The 21211-nt window shown below is 70.5% G+C and carries 19 protein-coding genes and 1 pseudogene; 9 read left to right on the top strand and 11 right to left on the bottom strand.

From position 1 onward, the window contains the following. Positions 1–113 precede the first annotated feature (113 nt). From ABT342_RS10870 to ABT342_RS10860, 3 genes are all read right to left on the bottom strand, one after another. The gene (locus tag ABT342_RS10870; RefSeq protein WP_351570223.1) at positions 114–1619 is read right to left on the bottom strand and encodes an MFS transporter; all 1506 of its coding nucleotides are present in this window, start codon (positions 1617–1619) and stop codon (positions 114–116) included. Between the two features lie 49 nt (positions 1620–1668). Next, a complete protein-coding gene (locus ABT342_RS10865) occupies positions 1669–2880 on the bottom strand; it encodes an acyl-CoA dehydrogenase family protein (RefSeq protein WP_351570220.1) in 1212 nt (403 codons plus the stop codon). 288 nt (positions 2881–3168) lie between these two features. Beyond that, positions 3169–3933 (bottom strand): SDR family oxidoreductase, encoded by a 765-nt coding sequence (locus tag ABT342_RS10860; RefSeq protein WP_351570217.1) that lies wholly within the window; start codon positions 3931–3933, stop codon positions 3169–3171. A 196-nt stretch (positions 3934–4129) separates the two neighbouring features. On the opposite strand from ABT342_RS10860, the gene ABT342_RS10855 reads away from it, so the two are divergent. Further along, complete coding sequence (locus ABT342_RS10855; RefSeq protein WP_351570215.1) at positions 4130–6466, top strand: SpoIIE family protein phosphatase; 2337 nt, start codon at positions 4130–4132, stop codon at positions 6464–6466. Positions 6467–6585: 119 nt separating this feature from the next. Then, a complete protein-coding gene (locus tag ABT342_RS10850) occupies positions 6586–7083 on the top strand; it encodes a phosphate-starvation-inducible PsiE family protein (protein ID WP_351570213.1) in 498 nt (165 codons plus the stop codon). A 17-nt stretch (positions 7084–7100) separates the two neighbouring features. Here ABT342_RS10850 and ABT342_RS10845 read toward each other — a convergent pair whose 3' ends face one another. Both ABT342_RS10845 and ABT342_RS10840 read right to left on the bottom strand, forming a co-directional pair. Next, entirely contained in the window at positions 7101–7841 is a 741-nt protein-coding gene (locus tag ABT342_RS10845) for a potassium channel family protein (protein ID WP_351570211.1), read from the bottom strand. After that, positions 7834–9195 (bottom strand): TrkH family potassium uptake protein, encoded by a 1362-nt coding sequence (locus ABT342_RS10840; protein ID WP_351570208.1) that lies wholly within the window; start codon positions 9193–9195, stop codon positions 7834–7836. Before ABT342_RS10840 ends, ABT342_RS10845 begins: the two co-directional genes overlap by 8 nt. A 161-nt stretch (positions 9196–9356) precedes the next feature. On the opposite strand from ABT342_RS10840, the gene ABT342_RS10835 reads away from it, so the two are divergent. Further along, on the top strand, positions 9357–10517 hold the full coding sequence (locus ABT342_RS10835; protein ID WP_351570205.1) for a PP2C family protein-serine/threonine phosphatase: 1161 nt from the start codon (positions 9357–9359) through the stop codon (positions 10515–10517). Here the strand turns inward: ABT342_RS10835 and ABT342_RS10830 are convergent. Further along, positions 10514–11758 (bottom strand): PP2C family protein-serine/threonine phosphatase, encoded by a 1245-nt coding sequence (locus tag ABT342_RS10830; protein WP_351570202.1) that lies wholly within the window; start codon positions 11756–11758, stop codon positions 10514–10516. The genes ABT342_RS10835 and ABT342_RS10830 overlap by 4 nt on opposite strands. 209 nt (positions 11759–11967) lie before the next feature. After that, positions 11968–12129 (bottom strand): hydrophobic protein, encoded by a 162-nt coding sequence (locus tag ABT342_RS10825; protein WP_351570199.1) that lies wholly within the window; start codon positions 12127–12129, stop codon positions 11968–11970. A 171-nt stretch (positions 12130–12300) separates the two neighbouring features. On the opposite strand from ABT342_RS10825, the gene ABT342_RS10820 reads away from it, so the two are divergent. Together ABT342_RS10820 and ABT342_RS10815 are read left to right on the top strand one after the other, a co-directional pair. After that, entirely contained in the window at positions 12301–12816 is a 516-nt protein-coding gene (locus tag ABT342_RS10820) for a hypothetical protein (protein ID WP_351570196.1), read from the top strand. Between the two features lie 184 nt (positions 12817–13000). After that, the gene (locus ABT342_RS10815) at positions 13001–13285 is read left to right on the top strand and encodes a hypothetical protein (protein WP_351570193.1); all 285 of its coding nucleotides are present in this window, start codon (positions 13001–13003) and stop codon (positions 13283–13285) included. 81 nt (positions 13286–13366) lie between these two features. Here the strand turns inward: ABT342_RS10815 and ABT342_RS10810 are convergent, their stop codons facing one another. Then, a complete protein-coding gene (locus tag ABT342_RS10810; RefSeq protein WP_351570190.1) occupies positions 13367–13987 on the bottom strand; it encodes an L-threonylcarbamoyladenylate synthase in 621 nt (206 codons plus the stop codon). A gap of 67 nt (positions 13988–14054) precedes the next feature. Between ABT342_RS10810 and ABT342_RS10805 the strand changes: the two genes are divergently transcribed. Next, complete coding sequence (locus tag ABT342_RS10805; protein WP_351570187.1) at positions 14055–14840, top strand: aminotransferase class IV family protein; 786 nt, start codon at positions 14055–14057, stop codon at positions 14838–14840. Positions 14841–14973: 133 nt separating this feature from the next. Further along, entirely contained in the window at positions 14974–16827 is a 1854-nt protein-coding gene (htpG, locus tag ABT342_RS10800) for a molecular chaperone HtpG (RefSeq protein WP_502965508.1), read from the top strand. Positions 16828–16898: 71 nt separating this feature from the next. On the opposite strand, the gene ABT342_RS10795 is transcribed toward htpG, so the two are convergent. Beyond that, on the bottom strand, positions 16899–17591 hold the full coding sequence (locus tag ABT342_RS10795; protein ID WP_351570181.1) for a 4'-phosphopantetheinyl transferase family protein: 693 nt from the start codon (positions 17589–17591) through the stop codon (positions 16899–16901). Between the two features lie 21 nt (positions 17592–17612). Then, a complete protein-coding gene (locus ABT342_RS10790) occupies positions 17613–18389 on the bottom strand; it encodes a thioesterase II family protein (protein ID WP_351570178.1) in 777 nt (258 codons plus the stop codon). 350 nt (positions 18390–18739) lie between these two features. Between ABT342_RS10790 and ABT342_RS10785 the strand changes: the two genes are divergently transcribed. Both ABT342_RS10785 and ABT342_RS10780 read left to right on the top strand, forming a co-directional pair. Continuing rightward, positions 18740–19597, top strand: coding sequence for a class I SAM-dependent methyltransferase (locus ABT342_RS10785; protein ID WP_351570175.1), 858 nt, complete (start codon positions 18740–18742; stop codon positions 19595–19597). Positions 19598–19667: 70 nt separating this feature from the next. Next, positions 19668–20384 carry a hypothetical protein gene (locus ABT342_RS10780; RefSeq protein ID WP_351570172.1) on the top strand — a complete coding sequence of 239 codons (717 nt, stop codon included), beginning with the start codon at positions 19668–19670 and terminating at the stop codon, positions 20382–20384. Between the two features lie 38 nt (positions 20385–20422). Here ABT342_RS10780 and pcaD read toward each other — a convergent pair. Beyond that, positions 20423–21193: pseudogene (pcaD, locus tag ABT342_RS10775) on the bottom strand (3-oxoadipate enol-lactonase); the annotation flags it as partial. Positions 21194–21211 lie beyond the last annotated feature (18 nt).

The raw sequence follows: 21211 nt of genomic DNA, 5'->3' as shown, positions 1-21211 counted from the left end.
AGCCATTGGCCCGTATACGCCTGACCGAGGAATTGACCCACAAAGAAGAAGACCGGGACCGATCCGCACCCGAAGGGGCGGATCGGTCCCGGTCGGTGGGACCGGCGAAGGTACTACCGGCGGCTCTTCAACGGCGTCACGGTCGCCGGGGCGCTCGGCCGCCGACGCCGCGCCGAGGCGCGCAGCGCGGCGACGAGCGTGGCGATCATGGTGATGACGGAGATCCCGGTCACCACATAGAGGCCGTTGTGATAGCCGGACAGCGTTTCGGCCGTGCTCGCTCCGCCGGTGTCGTCCACCGACATCGTCGCGGTCACCACGGCGAGCACGATGGCCGCACCGACCTGGTAACCGGTCTGGAGCACGCCCGCCGCCGCGCCCTGCTCCGATTCGTCCACACCCGTGGTCGCCTGGACGTTGGCGGCGGGGAAGGAGAAGGGGAAGGCGATACCGATGAGCAGAATGCTGGGCAGGATCACCCAGACGTAGGAGGACGTCTCGTCAATACGCAGGAAAAGAAGGTAGGAAGCGGTGTAGGCGACAAATCCTGCGAAGATCATCCACTGGATGCCGAAACGCGCGATGAGTTTTCCGGCCCGTGGTGCGATCGTCGCGATGAGCAGACCGATCGGCAGGAACGCCAGGGCCATTTCCAGTGGGGACCAATTCCGCAGGGACTGCAGATAAAGGCCGCCGATGAACTGGAAGCTCATGTACGTGCCGAGGATCGACGCGGCCACCAGGCTCGCCCCGACCAGTGCGCGGTTGCGCAGCAGGCCGAGCCGCAGCAGGGGGTGCGGCGTCCGGCGCTCGATGCCGACGAAGGCGGCGAGGAGTACCGCCGCGACGGCGAACAGCAGCAGGGTCCGCGGCGCGGCCCAGCCCTGGTTGGGCGCCTCGACGATGGCGTAGACGAGGATCAGCATCGCGGCGGTGACGGTGATGGCGCCGGCCACGTCGAGCTTGCGCTCGCCCCGGGCCGCCGCGTCGTCACGCGGCACCAGCGCCAGGGCACCGACGAACGCGATGAGCGCCACGGCGACCGGGAGCAGGAAGGTCCAGCGCCAGTTGATCTCGGTGAGCGCACCGCCGACGATGACACCGGTGGAGTACCCGGCCGCGCCGCAGGCGGTGTAGATGCCGAGCGCGCGGTTGCGCTGGGCGCCTTCGGGGAAGCTGGTGACGATGATCGAGAGGCTGGCCGGGGCGGTGAACGCCGCGCCGATACCCATCACGAACCGCGCCGCGATCACGATCAGGCCGTCATCGGTGAGGCCGCCGATGAGCGATCCGACGGCGAAGATCCCCACGCCGATCAGGAACATCCGGCGGCGGCCCAGCAGGTCCGCCATGCGTCCGCCGAGCAGCAGAAAGCCGCCGAATCCGAGGACGTAGGAGCTGACGACCCATTGGACCGACTCGGTGGTCATGCCGAGGTCCGCCTGGATCGGCGGTACGGCGATGCCGACCATGATGTTGTCGAGTGCGTCCAGGAAGAACGCGGCGCAGACACTGACGAGCAGTCCCCACTGGCGTAATCCCCAGGATGTCCGCGTTCCGTCCGCCTGCCTGTCGGCTTCGGTCACCGTCTCGGCTGTGACTTCGTTCGAAGTTGCCATCAACTTTCCTGTTTCCCTAGTCGCGTGCCGGTCGTTCAGGCTGCGTCGGTCAACCCCTGAGCCCGAGCGGGAACGGCGCCTGCGGCGTCCCGCCCAGCAGATGGGCTCCCGCGGACTGCACGATCTGTTCCTGCGCGAGAATGTGCTGGCACATGGTGTGGAGATCGCGAACCCAGCGATCCAGAGGGGATGTCCGGTAGATCGAGGCGGTGCCGACGAGGTCGGCGAGCCGGGTGACGATCGACCGGGCCGTACGGAAGGCGTTGACCCGGGCCAGGGCCGCCGAGACCTGCTGGTCGGGTGTCGGCCGGGCGCCGGACACCAGTCGGTCCCACAGTTCGTCGAGGGTTCCGTAGACGGCGTAGCGGGCGGCGGCGAGTTCCATCTCGGCCTCGCCGATGGCTGTCTGGACCCGGTAACTGTCCTGCCAGGCAAGGCCCGTGGTCTTCTCCACGCGGTCGGCCGCCAGCGCACGCACATGGTCGAGTGCCGCGCGCGCGACGCCGAGCGGTACGCCGGGGACATTGCTGAGGAAGGCGTCGGGGGCGGAGTACGGCCCCGAGCCGCGCGGCCGGGTGAAGTCGAACGACCGCTCCTCGGGCACGAACAGGTCGGTGGCCCGGTAGTCCATGCTGCCGCTGCCGGCCAGCCCGGTGGTGTGCCAGGTGTCGACGAGCTCGAAGTCCTCGCGACGGGCCATCATCAGCCGCCAGTTCACCGGCGCCCCGTCCGGACCCGGCTCGGGCTCGCCGTCCCTGTGGACGATGCAGCCGCCGACGACCCAGTCGGCGTGCGACACTCCGCTGCCGAACGGCCAGCGGCCGGTGACGCGGTAGCCGCCGGGCACCCGCTCGGCACGGCCGGTCGGGAAGATCAGGCCGGCGGTGATCGCGTCCTTGTCGGACCGCATCCCCTCGGCGACCCGCTCGTCCAGGTACCCCGCGTAGATCCAGGTGTCCATGCCGATCATCGCGCACCAGCCCGCGGCGGCGTCGCCGTACGAGAGCGACTCGATCACTTCGCACTGCTGCGCGAAGGTGAGTTCCGGCCCTCCCCAGGCCTTGGGCAGGGCCACCCGGAACGCGCCCGTGTCGCGCAGCAGCCGGGCGACGTCGTCGGGCAGGCGGCGGGTCCGCTCGATCTCCTCGGAGCGCTCGCGCAGCAGCGGGGCGGCCGCCCGGACGCGCGCCAGGATCTCTTCGGCGGTGACGGGGCCGTGGTCCTGCGCTGCCGTGATGTCCAAGGTCTCCGAAACGGTCACGGGAAGTTCTCCTCTACCTGTGCGGCCCATGGGACGCGGTGATGTGCGGTGCAGAGCCCTCCTGACGGGCGTTCTCACGGTATGAACAGGGCCGCCTCATCTCTCGCGTGAATACGCACGCGATCTGACACGTTCGCACCCGACGGACTAACCAACGTCAATGACGTTAGAGGTTAGCCGCCTTCGGGCGCAACCAGTCACATTCCCGTGACGGGTTAGAAGCGGCATGCGTGCGGGACCGGTCCGCATCGGACCGGTCCCTCGGTACCCGTGGCGCGTAAGGGGAGCTCAGCGGGTGGTGAAGCCGCCGTTCACGAAGAAGACCTGCCCGTTGGCCCACCAGCCGTCGGTCAGCAGGAACTTCACCCACGGCACGATGTACTCGATCTTCGTCAGATCGCCGTTCATCGACTGGGCCTTGAGATACGCGACCGAGTCGTCGGTCTCGGCCGGGTAGAAGAACGCCGTGTCCATGGGGCCCGGGGCGATCGCGTTGACGGAGATGTTCCGGCCGAACAGCTCCTTCGACAGCGCCCGGGTGAAGTCCTCGACCGGCGCCTTGCTGCCCGCGTAGACGGAGTACAGCGGGGTGTAGGCGGCGAGGAGCGAGGTGACGATGGTCAGGATCTTGCCGCCGTCCTCGATCCGCTTGGCGGCCTCCTTCATCACGAGGAACGCGGCTTTGGAATTGACCGCGAACATACGGTCGTACTCCTCGGGCGTGACCTCGGTGACGGGCTTCTTGATCACCATGCCGGCGGTGTTGACGCTCACGTCCAGCCGGCCGAAGCGGCCCACGACCTCGTCGAGTACGCGCTCGACCTGATCGGGCCGGGTGAGGTCGCCCTGGAGGGCGAACGCCTCACCTCCCGAGGAGGTGATGTCGCTGACCACCGACTCCGCCTTGGCAGCCGACGATTCGCTGTTGTAGTGCACGGCGACACGCGCGCCCTCGGCCGCGATGGTGCGGCTGATCAGCGCACCGAGGTTGCGCGATGCGCCGCCCACGAATGCCGCCTTGCCCTGCAGAGTGCTCTCCGGACGGCTTGCCATGGTGCGTTCCCTTTCGGTCGTAGGGGCGGACACCCCCTGAAGCCCCCGGGCACGCGCGCGCAAAGTCATCACCACGTTCGGGCAGCGCGGCGTGCCGCGCAACACGAGGCCTCCGAGTGGTGGGCTCGCCACCCTGAGGGAAACTGGGAACATGCGAGGCTGCGGCGCAGACGAGGCCGGCGGCTGGGCTCCGGTCGTGGTCGACGCACGGGGCGTGGTGACCGAATGGAGCCCCGAGGCCGAGCGGCTGCTCGGCCACCCGGCCGACCAGGTCCTCGGGCGCCCGGCGGCCCAGTTGCTGGCCGGGGCCCACGAGGTGGCCGAGGCGGCCTCCGCCGCCCCCGCTCCCGACGGCGCGGCGGTCCTCGTACGGCATCGCGACGGCCACCTGCTGCCCTGCCGGCTGGCGATCCGCCCCGAGGCCGCGAGCGGCACGCGGACGCGCTGGGAGGTGCTGCTCGCCCCGGCGGACACGGCGCCGCCGCAGCCGGAACTCGACCGGGCGCTCCTGGAGGCCCTGTTCACCCAGTCCCCCGTGGGCCTGTTCCTGCTCGATCCGGGTCTGCGTCTGGTCCGGTTCAACGCCGCCGGCGAAGGCATGCACGGCGTCTCGCCCACCGAGGCACTCGGGAAACGGCCCTCGGAGGCCTGGCCCGGCTTCAGCGCGGACGTGGCGGAACGCGTCATGGGGCAGGTGCTCGCCTCGGGCCTGCCGGTGCTCCGCTTCGAGAAGCGCGGACGGCCTCCGGGCGATCCCGGCCGCGAGCACGTCTACTCGGGCTCCGCCTTCCGCCTCGAGGACGACGACGGCCGGGTCCTGGGCGTCGCCGAAGCCGTCGTCGATGTCACCGACCTCCACCTGGCGCGGGAGCGGCTGGCCCTGCTCGCCGAAGGCGGTGCCCGGATCGGATCCACCCTCGATGTGATGCGTACGGCGCAGGAGTTGGCGGAGGTCGCGGTGGAGCGGCTGGCCGACAGCGTCGCGATCGAGGTCCTCGAGCCGGTCCTCGCCGGCGAGGACCTCTCCCCCGGCCCCGTACCCCCCGGGACCGTGCTGCGACGCGCGGCCTCCGGTTCCCGCCGCCGCGACGGACCGCCCGGCGCGATCGAGGTCGGTGAGGTGAGTACGTACCCACAGGCCGCCCCCGCCTCCGCGGTGCTCGCCGACCTCCGGCCGCGCCTGGTCGGCTCGCTGCGGGCCGACAGCGACTGGGTGACCCGCGACCCGGTCCGCGGCCCGCGGATGCTGGACGAGCGCGTGCACTCGCTCATGGTCGTCCCACTGGTGGCCCAGGACCGCGCCCTGGGACTCGTCACCTTCTACCGCTGGGGCGAGGGCGGGGCCTTCCGCCAGGACGATCTGACCCTGGCCGCGGAACTGACCCGCCGCACGGCCGTCTGCCTGGACAACGCGCACCGGTACCTGCGCGAGCGCAACGCCCTCGTGGCGCTCCAGCGCAGCCTGCTTCCCGGTGAACTGCCCCATCATCACGGGATGGAGGTGGCCCACGAGTACGTGCACGCCGGCGCCGGCGGCGACTGGGTCGACGTCATACCTCTGTCGGGCGCCCGGCTGGCGCTCGTGGCCGGCAGCGTACCCGGACGCGGTATCCGCACCGCCGCCGCCATGGGACGGCTCCGCGCGGCCGTGCACACGCTGTCGGACCTCGACCTGGAGCCCGACGAACTGCTCGCCCGGCTCGACGACCTGGTACGCCGGCTCGACGCGGGCGACCGCCCCGAGGGCACCGGGACGCCGTCCTCGGGCGGGGAGGCCGGGGCCACCTGCCTGTACCTGGTCTACGACCCCGTCTCCCAGCGCTGCTCCCTGGCCAGTGCCGGCCACCCCGGCCCGGCCGTCGCCCACCCGGACGGGACGGCGAGCATCCTCGACGTCCCCACCGCCGCCGCGCTCGGCCGCCCCGGACCGCCGTTCGGGAAGGCCGAGACCGTACTGCCCGAGAACTCGACGCTCGCGCTCTACACGCCCGGACTCCTCCAGGCCCGACCCGACGCCGCGGCAGGCGCCCTGCTCCCTGACCTCCTCGCCCGCGCCCCCGGCTCCGTCCGTGAGGCGTGCCGCATGCTGTCCGAGGCGCTGCTCCCCGCCGATCCGGGCGACGACGCCGCGGTGCTCGTGGCTCGTACGCACGCTCTCGGGCCCGGCCGGGTCGCGTCCTGGGACCTGCCGAGCGACCCGGCCGTCGTCTCCACGGCCCGCTCGCTCGTCACCCGGCAGCTCGCCCTGTGGGCCCTGGACGAGGCGTCGTTCGCCACCGAACTCATCGCCAGCGAGCTCGTCACCAACGCCATCCGCTACGCCAAGGCCCCGATACACCTACGCCTGATCCGCGACCAGGTCCTGACCTGCGAGGTCTCCGACGGCAGCAGCACGTCCCCCCGGCTGCGCCATGCCCGCACCACCGACGAGGGCGGCCGGGGGCTGCTGCTCGTCGCCCAGTGCTCCGAGCGCTGGGGGACCCGCTACACGCCGGACGGCAAGACCATCTGGGCCGAGCAGCACGTCAGCTGACACACGACCGGACGACTCCTGCGACGCCGGCGATCCGTGCGTCCCCAACGACCGCCCGACCGCCCGATCGGCGGATCGCGGCGAGCCGGGCCCCGAGCGGCCGACCTAGCATGCCGTATGTGCCGGCAAACCCGGGAAGATTCGAAGGCCCCCGCGTCCAGAGCCTGCTGAAGACGGCCGAGGACGTCATCCACGTGATCGTCGCGGTTCTCCTCGTCCTGCTCGCGGCGCTGCTGCTCGTCGGGGTCGTCAGCGATGTCGTGGACGCGATCAAGGGGCCGTACCAGGAACACACCATCGTGCTGTCCGCACTGGACAACAGCCTGGTCCTGTTCATCGTGGCGGAGCTCGTGCACACCGTCCGCCTCACCATCAGGGACCAGACGCTGAACGCCGAGCCGTTCCTCGTCGTCGGTCTGATCGCGGGCATCCGGAAGGTGCTCATCGTGACGGCCGAGACGGAGAGGTCCTTCACGTGGGCCGTCCAGGGAATCGAGCTGCTCGTCCTGGCGGCGCTGATCCTCGTGATGGCCGTGGCCGTGTACATGTGGCGGCGCTCGACGCGGCCCGGGGATTTCCTCCCCGCGCTCCCCGCGAAGGACGTGCGGCCCGGCTGACGGGCCCGCTGTCCGCGTCACACCAGCTCGGCGAAGGTCTCCACGGCCTGGGTCCGCCCGGTGACGATGATGATGTCGCCGAGCTCTACGACCGTCTCGGCCGTGGCGTACGTGAAGTCCTCGCCCGCTCGCTTGATGCCGACCACCGTGATGCCGTACCTCGCCCGGACCCTGAGCTCCCCCAGGGGACGTCCCGTCGCGGAAGCCGGCACGACGGTCTTGGCCAGGGCGTAGTCGTCGTCGAACTCGATGAAGTCGAGCATCCGCCCGGTGACCAGGTGGGCCACCCGCTCCCCCATGTCGTGCTCGGGCAGCACCACATGGTGCGCGCCGACCCGCTCCAGGATCCTGCCGTGCAGGCGGCTGTCCGCCTTGGCCCAGATGTGCGCGACGCCCACGTCGGCGAGGTTGGACGTGACGAGGATGCTGGCTTCCAGATCGTCGCCGATCCCCACGACGGCCCGGGGGAACTCGGCCACCCCGAGCTGCGCCAGCACCTCGGGGTCGGTGCAGTCGGCGGCGGCCACGTGTGTCAGTTCGTCCCGCATCCGCTGCACCAGGGTGGCGTCGGAATCCACCCCCAGCACGTCCCAGCCCCTGCGCATCAGTTCGGCGGCGAGGGAGCTCCCGAAACGCCCCAGCCCGATCACCGCGACCCGGTAGTCGGCCGGCCCGCCGGGGGTGCCGGGGGTGTCTTTGCGGGACGGACGGCGAAGGCGGCGCGTGCCGCGCCGCAGGTGTTCCACGTACCTAGCCAATGACGGGTCGCTCCTCGGGCAGCTGGTAGCGGCGGCCGCGCTCACGCAGCGCGAGCGCCGAGCCCAGGGTGATCGGGCCGATGCGGCCGATGAACATCAGGACGATCAGGACGAGTTGTCCGGCCACCGGCAGATCACCGGTGATGCCCGTGGTCAGCCCACAAGTGCCGAACGCCGAAGTCGTCTCGAAGAGCACCGCCTGCGGCGACGCGTCACTGATCGTCAGCAGAACGATGCTGGCGAGCATCACCGCGCCCACACCGAGCAGCGCGACGGTCAGCGCCTGGCGCACGACGTAGGGCGTGATCCGGCGTCCCATCACCTCCACCGCGGTGTCACCGCGCGCCTCGGCGATGATCGCCGCGGCCAGCACGGCGAACGTGGTGACCTTGATCCCGCCCGCGGTGCTCGCGCTGCCGCCGCCGATGAACATCAGCACGGTGGTCCCGAGCAGGGTCGCGGGCTCCATCTCGGCGACGTGCACGCTGTTGAAGCCCGCCGTGCGGGCGGTGACGGCGTTGAAGAAGCCGTTGGTGAGTTTGTCCGGCCAGTCGAGCGGTCCGAGCGTACCCGGGTTGGTCCACTCCAGCAGGCAGGTGAACACGCCTCCGGCGGCGAGCAGGAAAGCGGTGGTGAGGAGGGTGAGCCGGGTGTGGAGCGACCACCGGCGGGCCGACCGTACGAACGTGCTGGCGCGTCTGCTGCGCAGCAGTTCGAGCAGCACCGGGAACCCGATGCCGCCGAGGATGCAGGCCACGGCGATCGGCAGCATGACCCAGGCGTCGGAGGCGTAGCCGACGAGATTGTCGGGGCGCAGCCCGAAGCCGGCGTTGTTGAACGCCGAGACCGAGTGGAACAGCCCGTGGTACACCGCTTCCACGAGGGGCTGCCCGTAGCCGAGGCGGAAGCGCAGCGCCAGCCACGCGGCGATGGTGAGTTCCACCGCGGCGGTGATGCGGGCGACGCCGATCAGGATTCTGCGGACGTCTCCGATGCCGAGGCTCTGTGTCTCCTCCTGGGCGGTCAGCTGCATGCTCAGCCGGAGCCGGCCGGAGACGAGCAGCCCGAGGAGAGAGGCGAACGTCATGATGCCGAAACCGCCGAACTGGACCAGGCCCAGGACGACGATCTCGCCGAAGGTGCTCCAGTGGCTGCCGGTGTCGACGACGGACAGCCCGCCGGACATCGCGCCGGTCGCGGTGAACAGGGCGGTCTCGGCATTCGTCGCCTGTCCGCTCTGCGCCGACACGGGGAGGACGAGCAGCGCGGTGCCGAGCGCGATGACCACGGCGAACGCGCCGACCACCACCCGCGCGGGATGGGCCAGCAGCGCTGCCCACCGCGTGCGGTCCATACCGCGTCCCCGTCCCTTCGTCGCCGGCTCCGCCATCAAAATAGTGGCGATGGGCAACAAAGGCCGTGTACGACTCTTTTACGGCAACCCGCACGCCGGACCCGCGCCGGTCCGTCCCCGCCGGCGAGGCGCACAGCCACGGGGCGGTGTATCCAGTACTCATGGGATCTGTCCGGCCGCACCGAGGTGGTAGCTGGTCATGGGAGCCACGCCATGCCCTGCTGGCGGTCCCTCTCGCGCTGATCGCGATCGTCACCGTCGTCGACATCCTGGCGCCGCCCGAGGTCCATCTCGGCCCGTTCCTGGTCGCGGCTCCCGCCGTGACGGCGTCCTTCGCCGGGCCCCGGACGACCGCAATCATCGGTGCGATAGCCGTGCTCGCGCAGGCGGTGGTCGCCGTGGTGCGCACCAGCCTCACCGACCTGAATCACACCTTCCAGATCATCGCCCTGATCCTGATCTCGGTGGCCGTCACCTTCTTCGCCCATCTCCGGGACCGGCACGAGAGGGAGCTGTCCCAGCTGCGCTCCGTCGCCAGGGCGGCGCAGGAAGTGGTGCTGCGGCCGCTCCCCCGCAGGATCGGCACGCTGCGGATCGCCTCCGTCTACCTCGCCGCCGAAGCCGAGGCGCAGATCGGCGGCGACCTGTACGCCGCCGCCCGTACGGCCCGCGGCACCCGGCTCATCATCGGGGACGTACGCGGCAAGGGCCTGGAGGCGATCGGAGACGCCGCGCTCGTACTCGGTGCCTTCCGGGCCGCCGCCCACCGGCAGGCCGAGCTGCCGGCCCTGGTGGCCTATCTCGAGGGAACCGTTTCCTCGGACCTGGACGATCCCACGGTCTCCGGCCAGGACACGACGGAGGAGTACAGCGAGGGCTTCGTCACCGCGGCCGTTCTCGACGTGCCGGACGACGCCTCGGCCGTACAGGTGATCAACTGCGGGCACCCGCCGCCGCTGCTCCTGCGCGACGGCCACGTCACCGCACTCGAAGTGCGCCGCCCGGCACCGCCGCTGGGGCTCACCGGATTCGTCGACTCCGGCATCACGGCGGAAACCTTCGCCTTCGAGACCGACGACATCGTCCTGCTCTACACAGACGGCGTCATCGAGGCCCGCGACGGCAGCGGTGCCTTCTATCCCTTGATGGAACGGGTGACCACCTGGTCCTGCAAGAGCCCTCAGGCCCTCCTGCGCCATCTGTGCGACGACCTGCTGCGCCATGCCGGCGGGCATCTGGGCGACGACGCCGCGATGGTGGCGATCGAACGTGTGCCCGTGGGGCCGGATCCCGTCACGGCGGGAGGGCCGGACACCGCCTAGGGCTGCGGCGTGACGGCCCGCAGCGCGGCGCTGCGCGCGCCGCCCTGCCACTCGAGGAAGACGACGGTGGCGTCGTCGGACAGGCTGTCGCGGTGATGCTGCACGACGGCACGCATGAGGCGGCGCAGGGTCTCGGGCACGGGCAGCCCGTCGGCGTGATGGCGGACGATGAAGTCGACGAACTGGGCGAGGCCGAACTGCAGCCCTCCCGCGTCGCGGGCCTCGGTGATGCCATCGGTGTAGAGCAGCAGCCGGTCCTCGGGTTCCAGCTGCTCGTGGCAGAGGGTGAGGGGTACGTTCAGCTCGGTCCCCATGGGGTGCGAGGGCGGGCAGTCCAGGGTGGTGGTCCAGCGTCCGCCGCGGATGAGTACGGGCGGCAGGTGCCCGCAGTTGACCCAGGTGAGCCGGCCGCTGTGGGTGTCGAGATCGGCCAGGATCCCCGTGGTGTAGCGGGTGTGATCGAACTGCTTGAGCAAGGTGCTCTCGATCGCCCTGGCCGTAGTGACCAGGTCGTGGCCCTCGCGGCGGTGGGAGCGGCACGTCGCCACGGCGAGGTTCGCCGTGAGCCCCGCGGCACTGTCGTGGCCCATGGCATCGAAGATGGCCAGGTGGGCGATGTCGCCGGCGAGGGCGTAGTCGAAGGCGTCGCCCGCGACCTCGTAGGCGGGCTCCATCGCGGCGGCGATCACCACACGGTCGTTCGCGAAGGCCGGCGGGGGCATGAGCTTCCACTGCATCTCCGCGGCCACGTGCATGGGCTCGGTCCGCACCAGGCGGGCGTGTGAATCGCTGGACGAGCGCTTGCTGACGAGCAGCAGTCCGGTGAGCGACGCCAGATGTCCGAGTGCTTCGATCGCGTTCCCGTTCTCCTCCGCGTCATCGGCGAGGTCGGCGCGCAGCACACCCAGGCGCTCGATTCCGTGCAGCACCGGCACCCAGTACCGCCGGCGGTGGCCGTCGGTGCGGCGTGCCCCGGCGATCATCCGGGTCTCGCGGTACGCGGCCCCCGCCAGGGTGCCGTCGACGGAATACTCCTCGCCGCCCATGCCCGCGTCGGGCCCGCGGCCGGTCAGCTCCCGGAGCAGCTGCTGGCGCAGATCGACGAGGTACAGGCGGGCGTTCTCGAGCCCGGCCATGGCCGCGTGGTCGGCGATCACCGCCGGCAGCTGCTCGATGCCCGCCAGGTGTCCCGCCTCCAGCAGCCCTCCGAGCATCCGGGCAACACGTTCCGGACCGTCCATCGCACCCATCCGTCCCGCGGCAGGAAGGCCGAGTTCAGCGTATGACGGGCGGCGGAACCGGGCGAGCCGGCGCCAGGGCCTGTCCGGCGGATCAGATGGGATCCGCGAGCGCTCGCCGAAGCCGACGGACGGCCTGACCGGAAAGGGGGGGACGAGGCCGGCACAGCCGCCGGCACGGCCCGGGGGTTCACCGGATGCGACAGCAGTCGCTACCAGCGGTACCAGCGTCCCCCGCCGCCCGCCGGGCGGATGGCGAAGCCGAGCAGCCAGACGACCAGCAGGAGGATGGCGATCCACCACAGGACGTCGAGGGCGAAGCCCGCTCCGAAGAGGATCAGTACGAGAAGCAGTACGAGTAGCAGGGGAACCATCTGAATCAGCCTCCGTGGGGCGTGTGCCCTGGTTTGGCTCTGCCACACACCGGGAATCGGCCGTATCCGGCATGCGCGCGTGGGTCCGTTCGCGTGGCGGGGGCGATCAGCCAGGTGAAGCATGAGGTCGGGGTTCCCGCGTGCGGGAGCCCCGAGCGATCAGGAGGAGACATGCATGCCGAGGCCCTCACGATCTACCTGAACGACCACCTGGCGGGCGCCACGACGGGCGTGGAGCTGTCGCGGAGAATCGCGCGAGCGCACCGCTCGTCAGGGCGTGCCGCGACGCTGCGTTCCCTCGCCGAGGACATCTCCCAGGACCGCCAGACCCTCCTGGACCTCATGGACGCGCTGGACGTGACCCCGCAGCGGTACAAGATCTGCGCCGGCTGGATGGCCGAGAAGGCCGCCCGGCTCAAGCCCAACGGTCGTCTCCGCCACCGGTCGGGGCTGAGCTCGCTCATCGAACTGGAAACCCTGCGGATCGGTATCCAGGGCAAATTCCAGCTGTGGCGGGCGCTGATGCCCGTAGCCGCCGAGCTCGACCGCCTCGACACGGCCCGCCTGCGGAAACTCATGGACCGCGCCCGGGACCAGATGGCCACGGTCGACGCGCTGCACGGCGCCGCGGCCACGGCGGTCCTGAGCCCCAGGACCGCTCGGCCCGGCGCGCCGGTGCCCGGATAGCCGCCGCGCACCGGGCCGTGGTCCGACGCCGCGGTCCGCGGCCGGGTCCTGCGCCGTGGCCGCCGTTCGGCTCACGAAAGGCGTCCCTTCCCGTGAATGCCGGACACCTCGCGAGCGAGGTACGTGGCGCAGGGGTACGGCGTCTCGACAGAGGACGCACCCGGAACCCACGAGGAGATCGGCCATGTACGCAGCAATCCGGCGGTACGAAGGGGTGACCGATCCGGCCGAGGCGGCACGCCTCGTGAAAGAGGGGTTCGTGCCGCTCATGCGCCAGGTCCCCGGCTTCGTCGCCTACTACTGGATCGATGCCGGGGACGGCGTGATGGTCTCGACCAGCGTCTTCCAGGACCGCGGCGGCGCCGAGGAGTCGATCGCGCGGGCGTCGGACTTCGTACGGGACCATCTCGCGTCCCTGCTCCCCAACCCTCCCCAGGTCGTCGCCGGAGAAGTGGTGGCTTCCGCGTAGCACGGGGCGGACATCACGGACCGGGTGCGCGGACGGTCACTCCGTCACCGGCCCGCACCCGGGGCGTCGCACGCGGCGCGGCTACTCGAACCGCGCCGTGTCGCCCGCCCCTCGCCGTACGATCTCCGGGCCGCCGCCGGAGAAGTCGATGACCGTGGTCGGCTCGGTGCCGCAGTCACCCGAGTCGAGCACGAGGTCCACCACGTGGTCGAGCCGTTCCTTGATCTCCCAGCCCTGAGTCAACGGCTCGTCCTCGTCGGGCAGCAGCAGCGTGCTCGAGAGCAGCGGCTCGCCGAGCTCGGCGACCAGGGCCTGGGCGACGGCGTGGTCGGGGATCCGGACTCCGACGGTCTTCTTCTTCGGGTGCAGCAGCTGGCGCGGCACCTCCTTGGTCGCGGGGAGGATGAAGGTGTAGCTGCCCGGCGTCGCTGCCTTGACCGCGCGGAACACGTCGTTGTCGATCTGCACGAACTGGCCCAGCTGCGCGAAGTTCTGGCACACCAGGGTGAAGTGGTGACGGTCGTCGAGATTCCGGATCGACCGGATCCGCTCGATGCCGTCGCGGCTCCCCAGCTGGCATCCCAGTGCGAAGCAGGAGTCCGTCGGATACGCGACGAGCGCGCCGGATCGGATACTTTCCGCCACGGTGCCGATGGTGCGCGGCTGCGGATTCTCGGGGTGCACGTCGAAGTACTTCGCCATCCGCCGAGTCTAGCCTCCGGCCCGGCCCGTCCACGGGCCCTGAGCAGCGCGGTGTCACACTTGCCGCATGGCCACTGTCAACGGAGTGCCCGCGGCGATCGAGGACGTACAGGCGCTCGCCCTGACGAACTACGGACACTTCACGACCATGCGCGTGGAGAACGGGGCGGTGCGCGGGCTCTCGTTGCACCTCGACCGCCTGGTCCGGGACTGCGACACCGTGTTCGGGGCGGAGCTCGATCCCGACCGGGTCCTGCACTGCGTCCGGCGGGAAGTCGCCGGGCGCGCCGGTGTGTTCACCGTGCGCGTCACCGTCTTCGATCCGGCGCTGGACATGCTGAGACCCGCCCTGAAGGCCGACCCGCACATTCTCGTCACGACCCGTGCCGCGGGCGCGCTGTCGCCGCCCCCGTTCAAGGTGTCGTGCGTTCCCTTCCACCGCGACACCGCCGCGGTGAAGCATGTCGCGCTGTTCGGTCAGCTCAGGGTGCGGCGTCAGGCGCAACTCGCCGGTTTCGACGACGCCCTGCTCATCGAGCCCGACGGCCGGATCTCGGAGGGCACCACGTGGAACGTCGGCTTCGTCGACGAGGCCGGCACGGTGGTGTGGCCGGAGGCCGACGTGCTGCCGGGTGTGACCATGCGACTGCTCCAGGCGGCCCACGGGCCCAGTGCCACCCGCCCGGTGCGGTTCGGTGAACTCCCGTCCATGCAGGCCGCTTTCGCCACGAACACCTCGATCGGTGTCCGTACACTGAGCGCCGTCGACGAGGTGACGTTCCCGGTCGACGAGCCCGTGCTCGCCGCGCTGCGTGAGGCGTATGCGGCCGTTCCGCCCGAACGCCTTGGTTAGGATCCCGGCACCGCACCGCACCGCACCGCACCGGACTTGATGTCATCGGCAACTTCCTCCTGAAAGGCCGCATGTGACTACCCAGATCGAAACGTTCGAGTTTCAGGTCGAGGCGCGCCAGCTCCTGCAGTTGATGATCCACTCCATCTACTCGAACAAGGACGTGTTCCTGAGGGAGCTCATTTCCAACGCCAGTGACGCCTTGGACAAGTTGCGGCTGGAAGCGCTCCGTGACACGGACCTGGATGTGGACACCTCCGACCTCCACATCCGACTCGACGTCGACAAGGAGCGTCGCACGCTCACCGTGCGCGACAACGGCATCGGCATGTCGCACGACGACGTCGTACAGCTCATCGGCACGATCGCGAATTCCGGCACGGCGAAATTCCTCCAGGAATTGAAGGAGATGAAGGACGCCGCGCCGTCGCACGACCTCATCGGGCAGTTCGGCGTCGGTTTCTACTCGACCTTCATGGTGGCCGACGAGGTCACGCTGCTGACGCGCCGCGCGGGCGAGAACGAGGGCACGCGCTGGGTCTCCAGCGGCGCGGGCACGTACACGATCGAGCAGGTCGACGACGCTCCGCAGGGCACTGCCGTCACCCTGCGGCTCAAGCCGGAGGACACCGAGGACCATCTCTTCGACTACACGTCCCCCGCGAAGCTAAGAGAGATCGTCAAGCGGTACTCGGACTTCATCACCTGGCCGGTCAAGATGGCCGTCGAGCCCACGGGTGACGACTCCGACGGCACGCCCGGCGTCGATACGGTCAACTCGATGAAGGCGTTGTGGGCCCGGTCGAGGGACGAGGTCACCGACGACGAATACCACGAGTTCTACAAGCACATCAGCCACGACTGGAACGACCCTCTCGAAACCGTGCGCATGCAGGCGGAAGGGACGTTCGAGTATCAGGCCCTGCTGTTCGTCCCCTCGCAGGCGCCCCACGACCTGTTCACACGGGAGCGCAGGCGAGGTGTCCAGCTCTATGTGAAGCGCGTGTTCATCATGGACGACTGCGAAGCGCTCATGCCGGAATACCTGCGCTTCGTCAAGGGAGTCGTCGACGCCCAGGATCTGTCGCTGAACGTGTCGCGGGAAGCGCTCCAGCAGGATCGCCAGATCCAGCTGATGCGCCGGCGGCTGACGAAGAAGATGCTCTCGACGGTGAAGGACATGATGTCCGGCGACGCCGAGCGCTACGACACGTTCTGGAAGGCGTTCGGTCCCGTCCTCAAGGAAGGGCTCCTCAGCGACTCGGAGAACCGCGACGCGATCCTCGGTGTCTCCTCGTTCGCCTCGACCGCCGATCAGGAGAAGCCGACCACTCTGCGGCAGTACGTGGACCGGATGAAGGACGGCCAGGAGCACATCTACTACATGACGGGCGAGTCGCGCTCGATCATCGAGAGCTCGCCCCATATGGAAGCCTTCCGGGCCAAGGGGCTCGAGGTCCTGGTGCTCACCGATCCGGTCGACGAGGTCTGGGTCGGCCATGTCCCCGACTTCGACGGCAGGCAGCTGCGGTCGATCGCCAAGGGGGAGGTCGACCTCGCGACCGGGGACGAGAAGGAGAAGGACGGGACGGAGCGCGAGCAGCAGCGGCAGGATTTCGCCGCGCTGCTGGCGTGGATGACCGAGCAGCTCGGCGAGAACGTGAAGGAAGTACGGCTCTCTTCGCGGCTCACCGTCTCACCGGCCTGCATGGTCGCCGACACGCACGACGTCACCCCGGCGCTGGCGAACATGTACCGGGCCATGGGGCAGGAGGTGCCGCACTTCAAGCGCATCCTCGAGCTCAATCCCGCGCACCCGCTGGTCATGGGGCTGCGGAAGGCCCACGACAAGGGTGAGGACCTGTCAGGACTCACGGAGACGGCGGAGCTCGTCCACGGGATGGCCCTCCTCGCCGAGGGCGGCGAGTTGAGCGATCCGTCGCGCTTCATCAAGCTCCTGGCAGACCGTCTGGAGCGCACGGTCTGAACCGGTCCGAGAGGTGATCAGCGGGGGGCCGCCGCATCGTCGGCCCCCCGCGGGCCCGGCCCCGGGCCTGGTCACGGCCCCTTGCTCTGGTCCCGGCCGGGCGACGGCACGGGCAGGGCGATCGCGGTCAGCAGCAGGTTCCGCCGTGCCGTCCAGTTGCCGGTGAAGCCGGTCAGTCGTATGCCTGCCACGTCGGGTCCCGGGACCAGCAGGCGGGCGTGGAACGTACCCGCCTGCGGATCGACGGTCACGAGCGCGTCCTCGAAGCCCAGCCAGCGGCCGGTGAGCGGGAACCACGCCTTGTAGACGCTCTCCTTGGCGCTGAACACCAGGCGGTCCCAGCACACATCGGGCCGCCGCGGCGCCATACCGGACAGCCACCGGCGTTCTTCGGGGAGCGTGACCAGATCCAGTGTTCCGGCGTTCGGCATCGGCTCGTTGGGCTCCGCGTCGATTCCGATGGACACCATGTCCTCGGCGCGCGCCACGGCCGCTGCCCGGTATCCGGCGCAGTGCGTCATGCTGCCCACGATCCCGTGCGGCCATCGGGGCGCGCCTCGCTCACCCCGCAGGATGGGCGCGGGCGGTACGCCCAGCCGGGCGAGCGCGGCGCGGGCGCAGCCGCGTACGGTCGCGAACTCCCTGCGGCGCTGTTCCACGCTGGTCGCGATCAGCGCCTTCTCCTCCTCGTACAGCTCGGAGTCGGCCACGTCGTCGAACGTCTCCTCGACCGCGACGGCCGCAGGCAGCAGTTCCTCGAGCATGAGACGTCCCTGTGCCTTCCGTCAGCCGGTCACGGGGCGGGGGGAGACGCGTTCCCTGATGGCCGCGAGGACGGCGGCCTGTTCCCGTTCGAGGTAGAAGTGCCCGCCGGGAAGGACCTTCAGGTCGAAGCCGGCGGTGGTGTGGTCCGCCCAGCCGCGCACGTCGTCGACCCGGGCCCTGGGGTCGTTGTCGCCCACGACGGCGAGTACCGGGCAGGTCAGCTTGGCCGGGGTGTCGCGGCGGTACGTCGCGACCGCCCGGTAGTCGCCGCGGACGGTCGGCAGGATCATCTGCCGCAGTTCGTCGTCGGCGAGCAGGCCGGAGGCGGTGCCGCCGAGTTCCTCCAGCAGGGCCACGAGGTCGTCGTCCGTGCACGCGTGGACGTCCTCCTCGCTGTGCAGGTGCGGGGCGCGCCGTCCGGAGACGATCAGTGCGGTGAGCTCGACTCCACGTGACTGGAGCCGGTCCGCCACCTCGAAGGCGACCAGCGAGCCCATGCTGTGCCCGAACAGGGCCAGGGGCCGGTCGTCGCGCGACGCGGCCGACCGGACGGTGATCCGGTCGGCGATCCGGTCGGCCAGGACGTTGATGTCCGTGATGAGCGGCTCCGTGTGGCGATCCTGACGGCCGGGGTACTGGACGGCCAGCACATCGATGTCCGGTGCGAGGGCTCGCGCCATCGGAAAGTAGTACGCGGCCGACCCGCCTGCGTGCGGCAGGCAGACGAGGCGTACGGACGCGCCGGGTGCCGGGTGGAAGTTCCGCAGCCAGAGCTGGTCGTCGGAGTGAGAAGTCATCGGTCCCCCAGGGCCTTTCACGCTTACGGTCGTGCGTACCGCCCGCTCGGCGGGCTCACGCGGGTGCGGAACACATCGGCACCGTGATCTTGCCTCGCGGATCGGGCACGTGTCCACGGTCCACTGAACCGACTCCGTCGAGCGCCGAGGGCCTCAAGGGAGCGGGAAGACCTGCGGCCGTGGCGGCACCGGCACACACCCGTCGTCGGCCGGCGCCGTCGACCGGTTGGCCTCCCGCACGGCGCGCCCTCGGCCGTGCGGGAGGGGACCGGTGGAGGATCGGTGGGGCGACGGCCGGGGGACGAGCTGTTCGGTACGGCCGGCGCTGGGAGAGAGGTTCCGGCAGCGACATGAACAGGCACCCGGGCGGCGAAGACAGTGACGGCGGTGAGGCGCGTCGCGGCGGCCACTACGGCGAGGCGGTGTTCAGGCCGGAGCAGGCGGGCGAGGACGACCGTATCGACCTCGGCGCGCTCGCCTACGACGACGTCACCCTGTCGCGTCTGATGGCGCTGGGGGCCGGGCCCGGCTGGCGCTGCCTCGACATGGGCGCGGGAACCGGCTCGGTCGCTCGCCTCCTCCTGGGCCGGGCCGGCGTCACCTCCGTACTCGCCGTCGACCGCGACGTGCGCTTCCTCACCGCCCACCCCGTGCCGGGGCTCACCACGCTCGAGGCGGACATCACCGACCCGGACTTCCTGCCCGGCCGATTCCAACTGGTCCACGCCCGGTTCGTGCTCATGCACCTGCGCTCCTGGCAGCAGATGATCGGCAGGCTCGGCTCCCTGGTCGCTCCCGGCGGCGTACTGGTCCTGAGCGATGCCGTCGACCTGACCACCGCCACGGCCCCCACCACGCCGTACACCCGGGTGATGCGCGCGATGTGGCGAGGGCTGCGGGACACCATCGGCACCGACATCTCCTGGGTGCCGGACTACCCCCGGCTCCTGCGGGCCGCGGGCCTCACGTCCGTGGCGGCCGAGATCCATGTCCCTCCGCTGCTGCCCGGCAGCGCCATCAGCCGGTTCTGGGCGGACACATGGGACCGCGCACGCGAGGCGATGGCGGCCACGGGCCTGGTCGACGACGCGACGATCGACGCGGCGATCCGCTACCTGGACTCGCCCGACTGCGCCGCCCTCTCGCCGGGCATGATCACCGCCTGGGGCATGAAGGCCCCCGGGCCCGGGGGCCCGGCGCCGGGCTGACGGACCGGACCTCGCCCGAACGGCTCACCAGCGCACGACCCGCCGAGTGGCGTCGGCTCAGGCTGAGGAGGTGAGCACCACTCCGCCCGACGCCCATGACGGCCGCTCCGCCCGGTTCTCCCGGTTCTCCCGCGCCAGGCATCCCTTCCGTGCGAGGCGATTCGACTCGGCGCATCTGTGGGTCACCACGGCGACCGGCCTGGTCGCCCTGGCCATCTCGCTCTACAACCTCGCGGAGCTGCAGCGGAAGCCGGACATCGACGTCACCCTGCCTCACATCATCCGCATCGCCCAGGGCAAGGACGTGTGGCTCTACCTTCAGCCGACCATGTCCACCCGGGTCAGGACCCAGGACGTCGAGGTGGTCATGAAGGCGGAACTTCGACTGCGGCCCACCGGCGCGATCGCCAAGTCCGACGAGCCGGAGTTCTTCTGGGACGAGACGGGCTCCTGGACCTACGACTTCGGTAAGAACTCCATCTTCTACCGGCGTGACGCCGACCCCGTGCCGCTGCTCGTCAGCCAGGACAAGCCCCAGCAACCGACGATCCTGTTCAACGCGATCGGGTGGAACTTCCGGCCCGGGCGGTACGAAGGATCGCTGAATCTGCACCGGGCGAGCGAGTCCGAGCCCTTGGTCTCCCGGTTCTGTCTGGAGGTTTCCAAGGAGTCGGTGAAGCGGTTCCGCAGCGCCGGGCAGCGAAAACAATTCAGCTTCCGTGACGATGTTCCCGGCTCCGCCGGCGGGTCGCGAAGCCCTGGTTGCTACCGTCTCTCGCCCGTTTAGGGCCGCGCCGTGGTCAGGCCCCTTTGGTCACCGCCCGTCTCCGGGCCGGGGCCCGGCGTCGCAGCGAAGTGTGCGCGCAGGGCGGCCAGCACGGCTCCGGGCTGCTCGACGGGCGCGAGGTGCGCGGCGTCCGCCAGTTCGATGAGGTCCGCGCCCGGCACGGCGTCGGCGATCTCCCGGGCGTGCTCGGGCGGTGTGGCGGGGTCCTGCCGGCCGGCGACGACGAGGGTGCGCGCGGTGATCGACGGCAGTTCGTCGCGCAGGTCGACGACGGCGAGTGCGTCGCAGCAGGCGGCGTAGGCGTCCGGGTCGGCCCTGCGGAGATCGTCGATGAGGCGGGGCTCGGAGAAGCCGGGGGTGAACCATCGGGCGGGCGCGGCGTCGGCGAGCGCGCCCGTGCCCGACTCACGTACCAGAGCGGCCCGTTCACGCCAGGGCCCGGCCGGGCCGAAGTGCGCGGAGGAGCAGATCACGGCGAGCCGGTCGATCCGGTCCGGGTGGCGCGCGGCCAGCCACAGGCCGACCGCGCCGCCGAGCGACACCCCGGCGTAGTGGAAACGGTCCAGACCGAGCGAGTCGGCCAGGTCCAGAACCAGCGCGCCGAGGTCGTCGACGGTGGCACCAGGGCCGATCAGACCGGCGGGTGATCCGCCCTGTCCCGGCAGGTCCCAGCGGACGGTACGGAAGGCCGGACTCAGCTCGGGCGCGACCGCGTCCCACACGGCGGTCGAGGTGCCCAGGGAGGGCGCGAGGAGCAGGGCGGGCCCGGTGGCGGGGCCCTCGCAGCGGTGGTGCAGCGTATCGGTCATGGCCTGCGCAATCGTGGC

This window comes from Streptomyces sp. NPDC000410 (genome assembly GCF_040300305.1).
Classification (GTDB): Bacteria; Actinomycetota; Actinomycetes; order Streptomycetales; family Streptomycetaceae; genus Streptomyces.
This window is presented reverse-complemented; position numbering and strand designations above follow the sequence as displayed.

Bases quoted from the DNA above. Each gene is read 5' to 3' on its own strand.
- ABT342_RS10870 (WP_351570223.1), bottom strand. From the start codon at position 1,619: ATGGCAACTTCGAACGAAGTCACAGCCGAGACGGTGACCGAAGCCGAC.
- ABT342_RS10860 (WP_351570217.1), bottom strand. From the start codon at position 3,933: ATGGCAAGCCGTCCGGAGAGCACTCTGCAGGGCAAGGCGGCATTCGTG.
- ABT342_RS10840 (WP_351570208.1), bottom strand. From the start codon at position 9,195: ATGGACCGCACGCGGTGGGCAGCGCTGCTGGCCCATCCCGCGCGGGTG.
- ABT342_RS10835 (WP_351570205.1), top strand. From the start codon at position 9,357: ATGGGATCTGTCCGGCCGCACCGAGGTGGTAGCTGGTCATGGGAGCCA.
- ABT342_RS10830 (WP_351570202.1), bottom strand. From the start codon at position 11,758: ATGGACGGTCCGGAACGTGTTGCCCGGATGCTCGGAGGGCTGCTGGAG.
- ABT342_RS10825 (WP_351570199.1), bottom strand. From the start codon at position 12,129: ATGGTTCCCCTGCTACTCGTACTGCTTCTCGTACTGATCCTCTTCGGA.
- ABT342_RS10820 (WP_351570196.1), top strand. From the start codon at position 12,301: ATGCATGCCGAGGCCCTCACGATCTACCTGAACGACCACCTGGCGGGC.
- ABT342_RS10815 (WP_351570193.1), top strand. From the start codon at position 13,001: ATGTACGCAGCAATCCGGCGGTACGAAGGGGTGACCGATCCGGCCGAG.
- ABT342_RS10810 (WP_351570190.1), bottom strand. From the start codon at position 13,987: ATGGCGAAGTACTTCGACGTGCACCCCGAGAATCCGCAGCCGCGCACC.
- ABT342_RS10805 (WP_351570187.1), top strand. From the start codon at position 14,055: ATGGCCACTGTCAACGGAGTGCCCGCGGCGATCGAGGACGTACAGGCG.
- htpG (WP_502965508.1), top strand. From the start codon at position 14,974: ATGATCCACTCCATCTACTCGAACAAGGACGTGTTCCTGAGGGAGCTC.
- ABT342_RS10795 (WP_351570181.1), bottom strand. From the start codon at position 17,591: ATGCTCGAGGAACTGCTGCCTGCGGCCGTCGCGGTCGAGGAGACGTTC.
- ABT342_RS10790 (WP_351570178.1), bottom strand. From the start codon at position 18,389: ATGACTTCTCACTCCGACGACCAGCTCTGGCTGCGGAACTTCCACCCG.
- ABT342_RS10785 (WP_351570175.1), top strand. From the start codon at position 18,740: ATGAACAGGCACCCGGGCGGCGAAGACAGTGACGGCGGTGAGGCGCGT.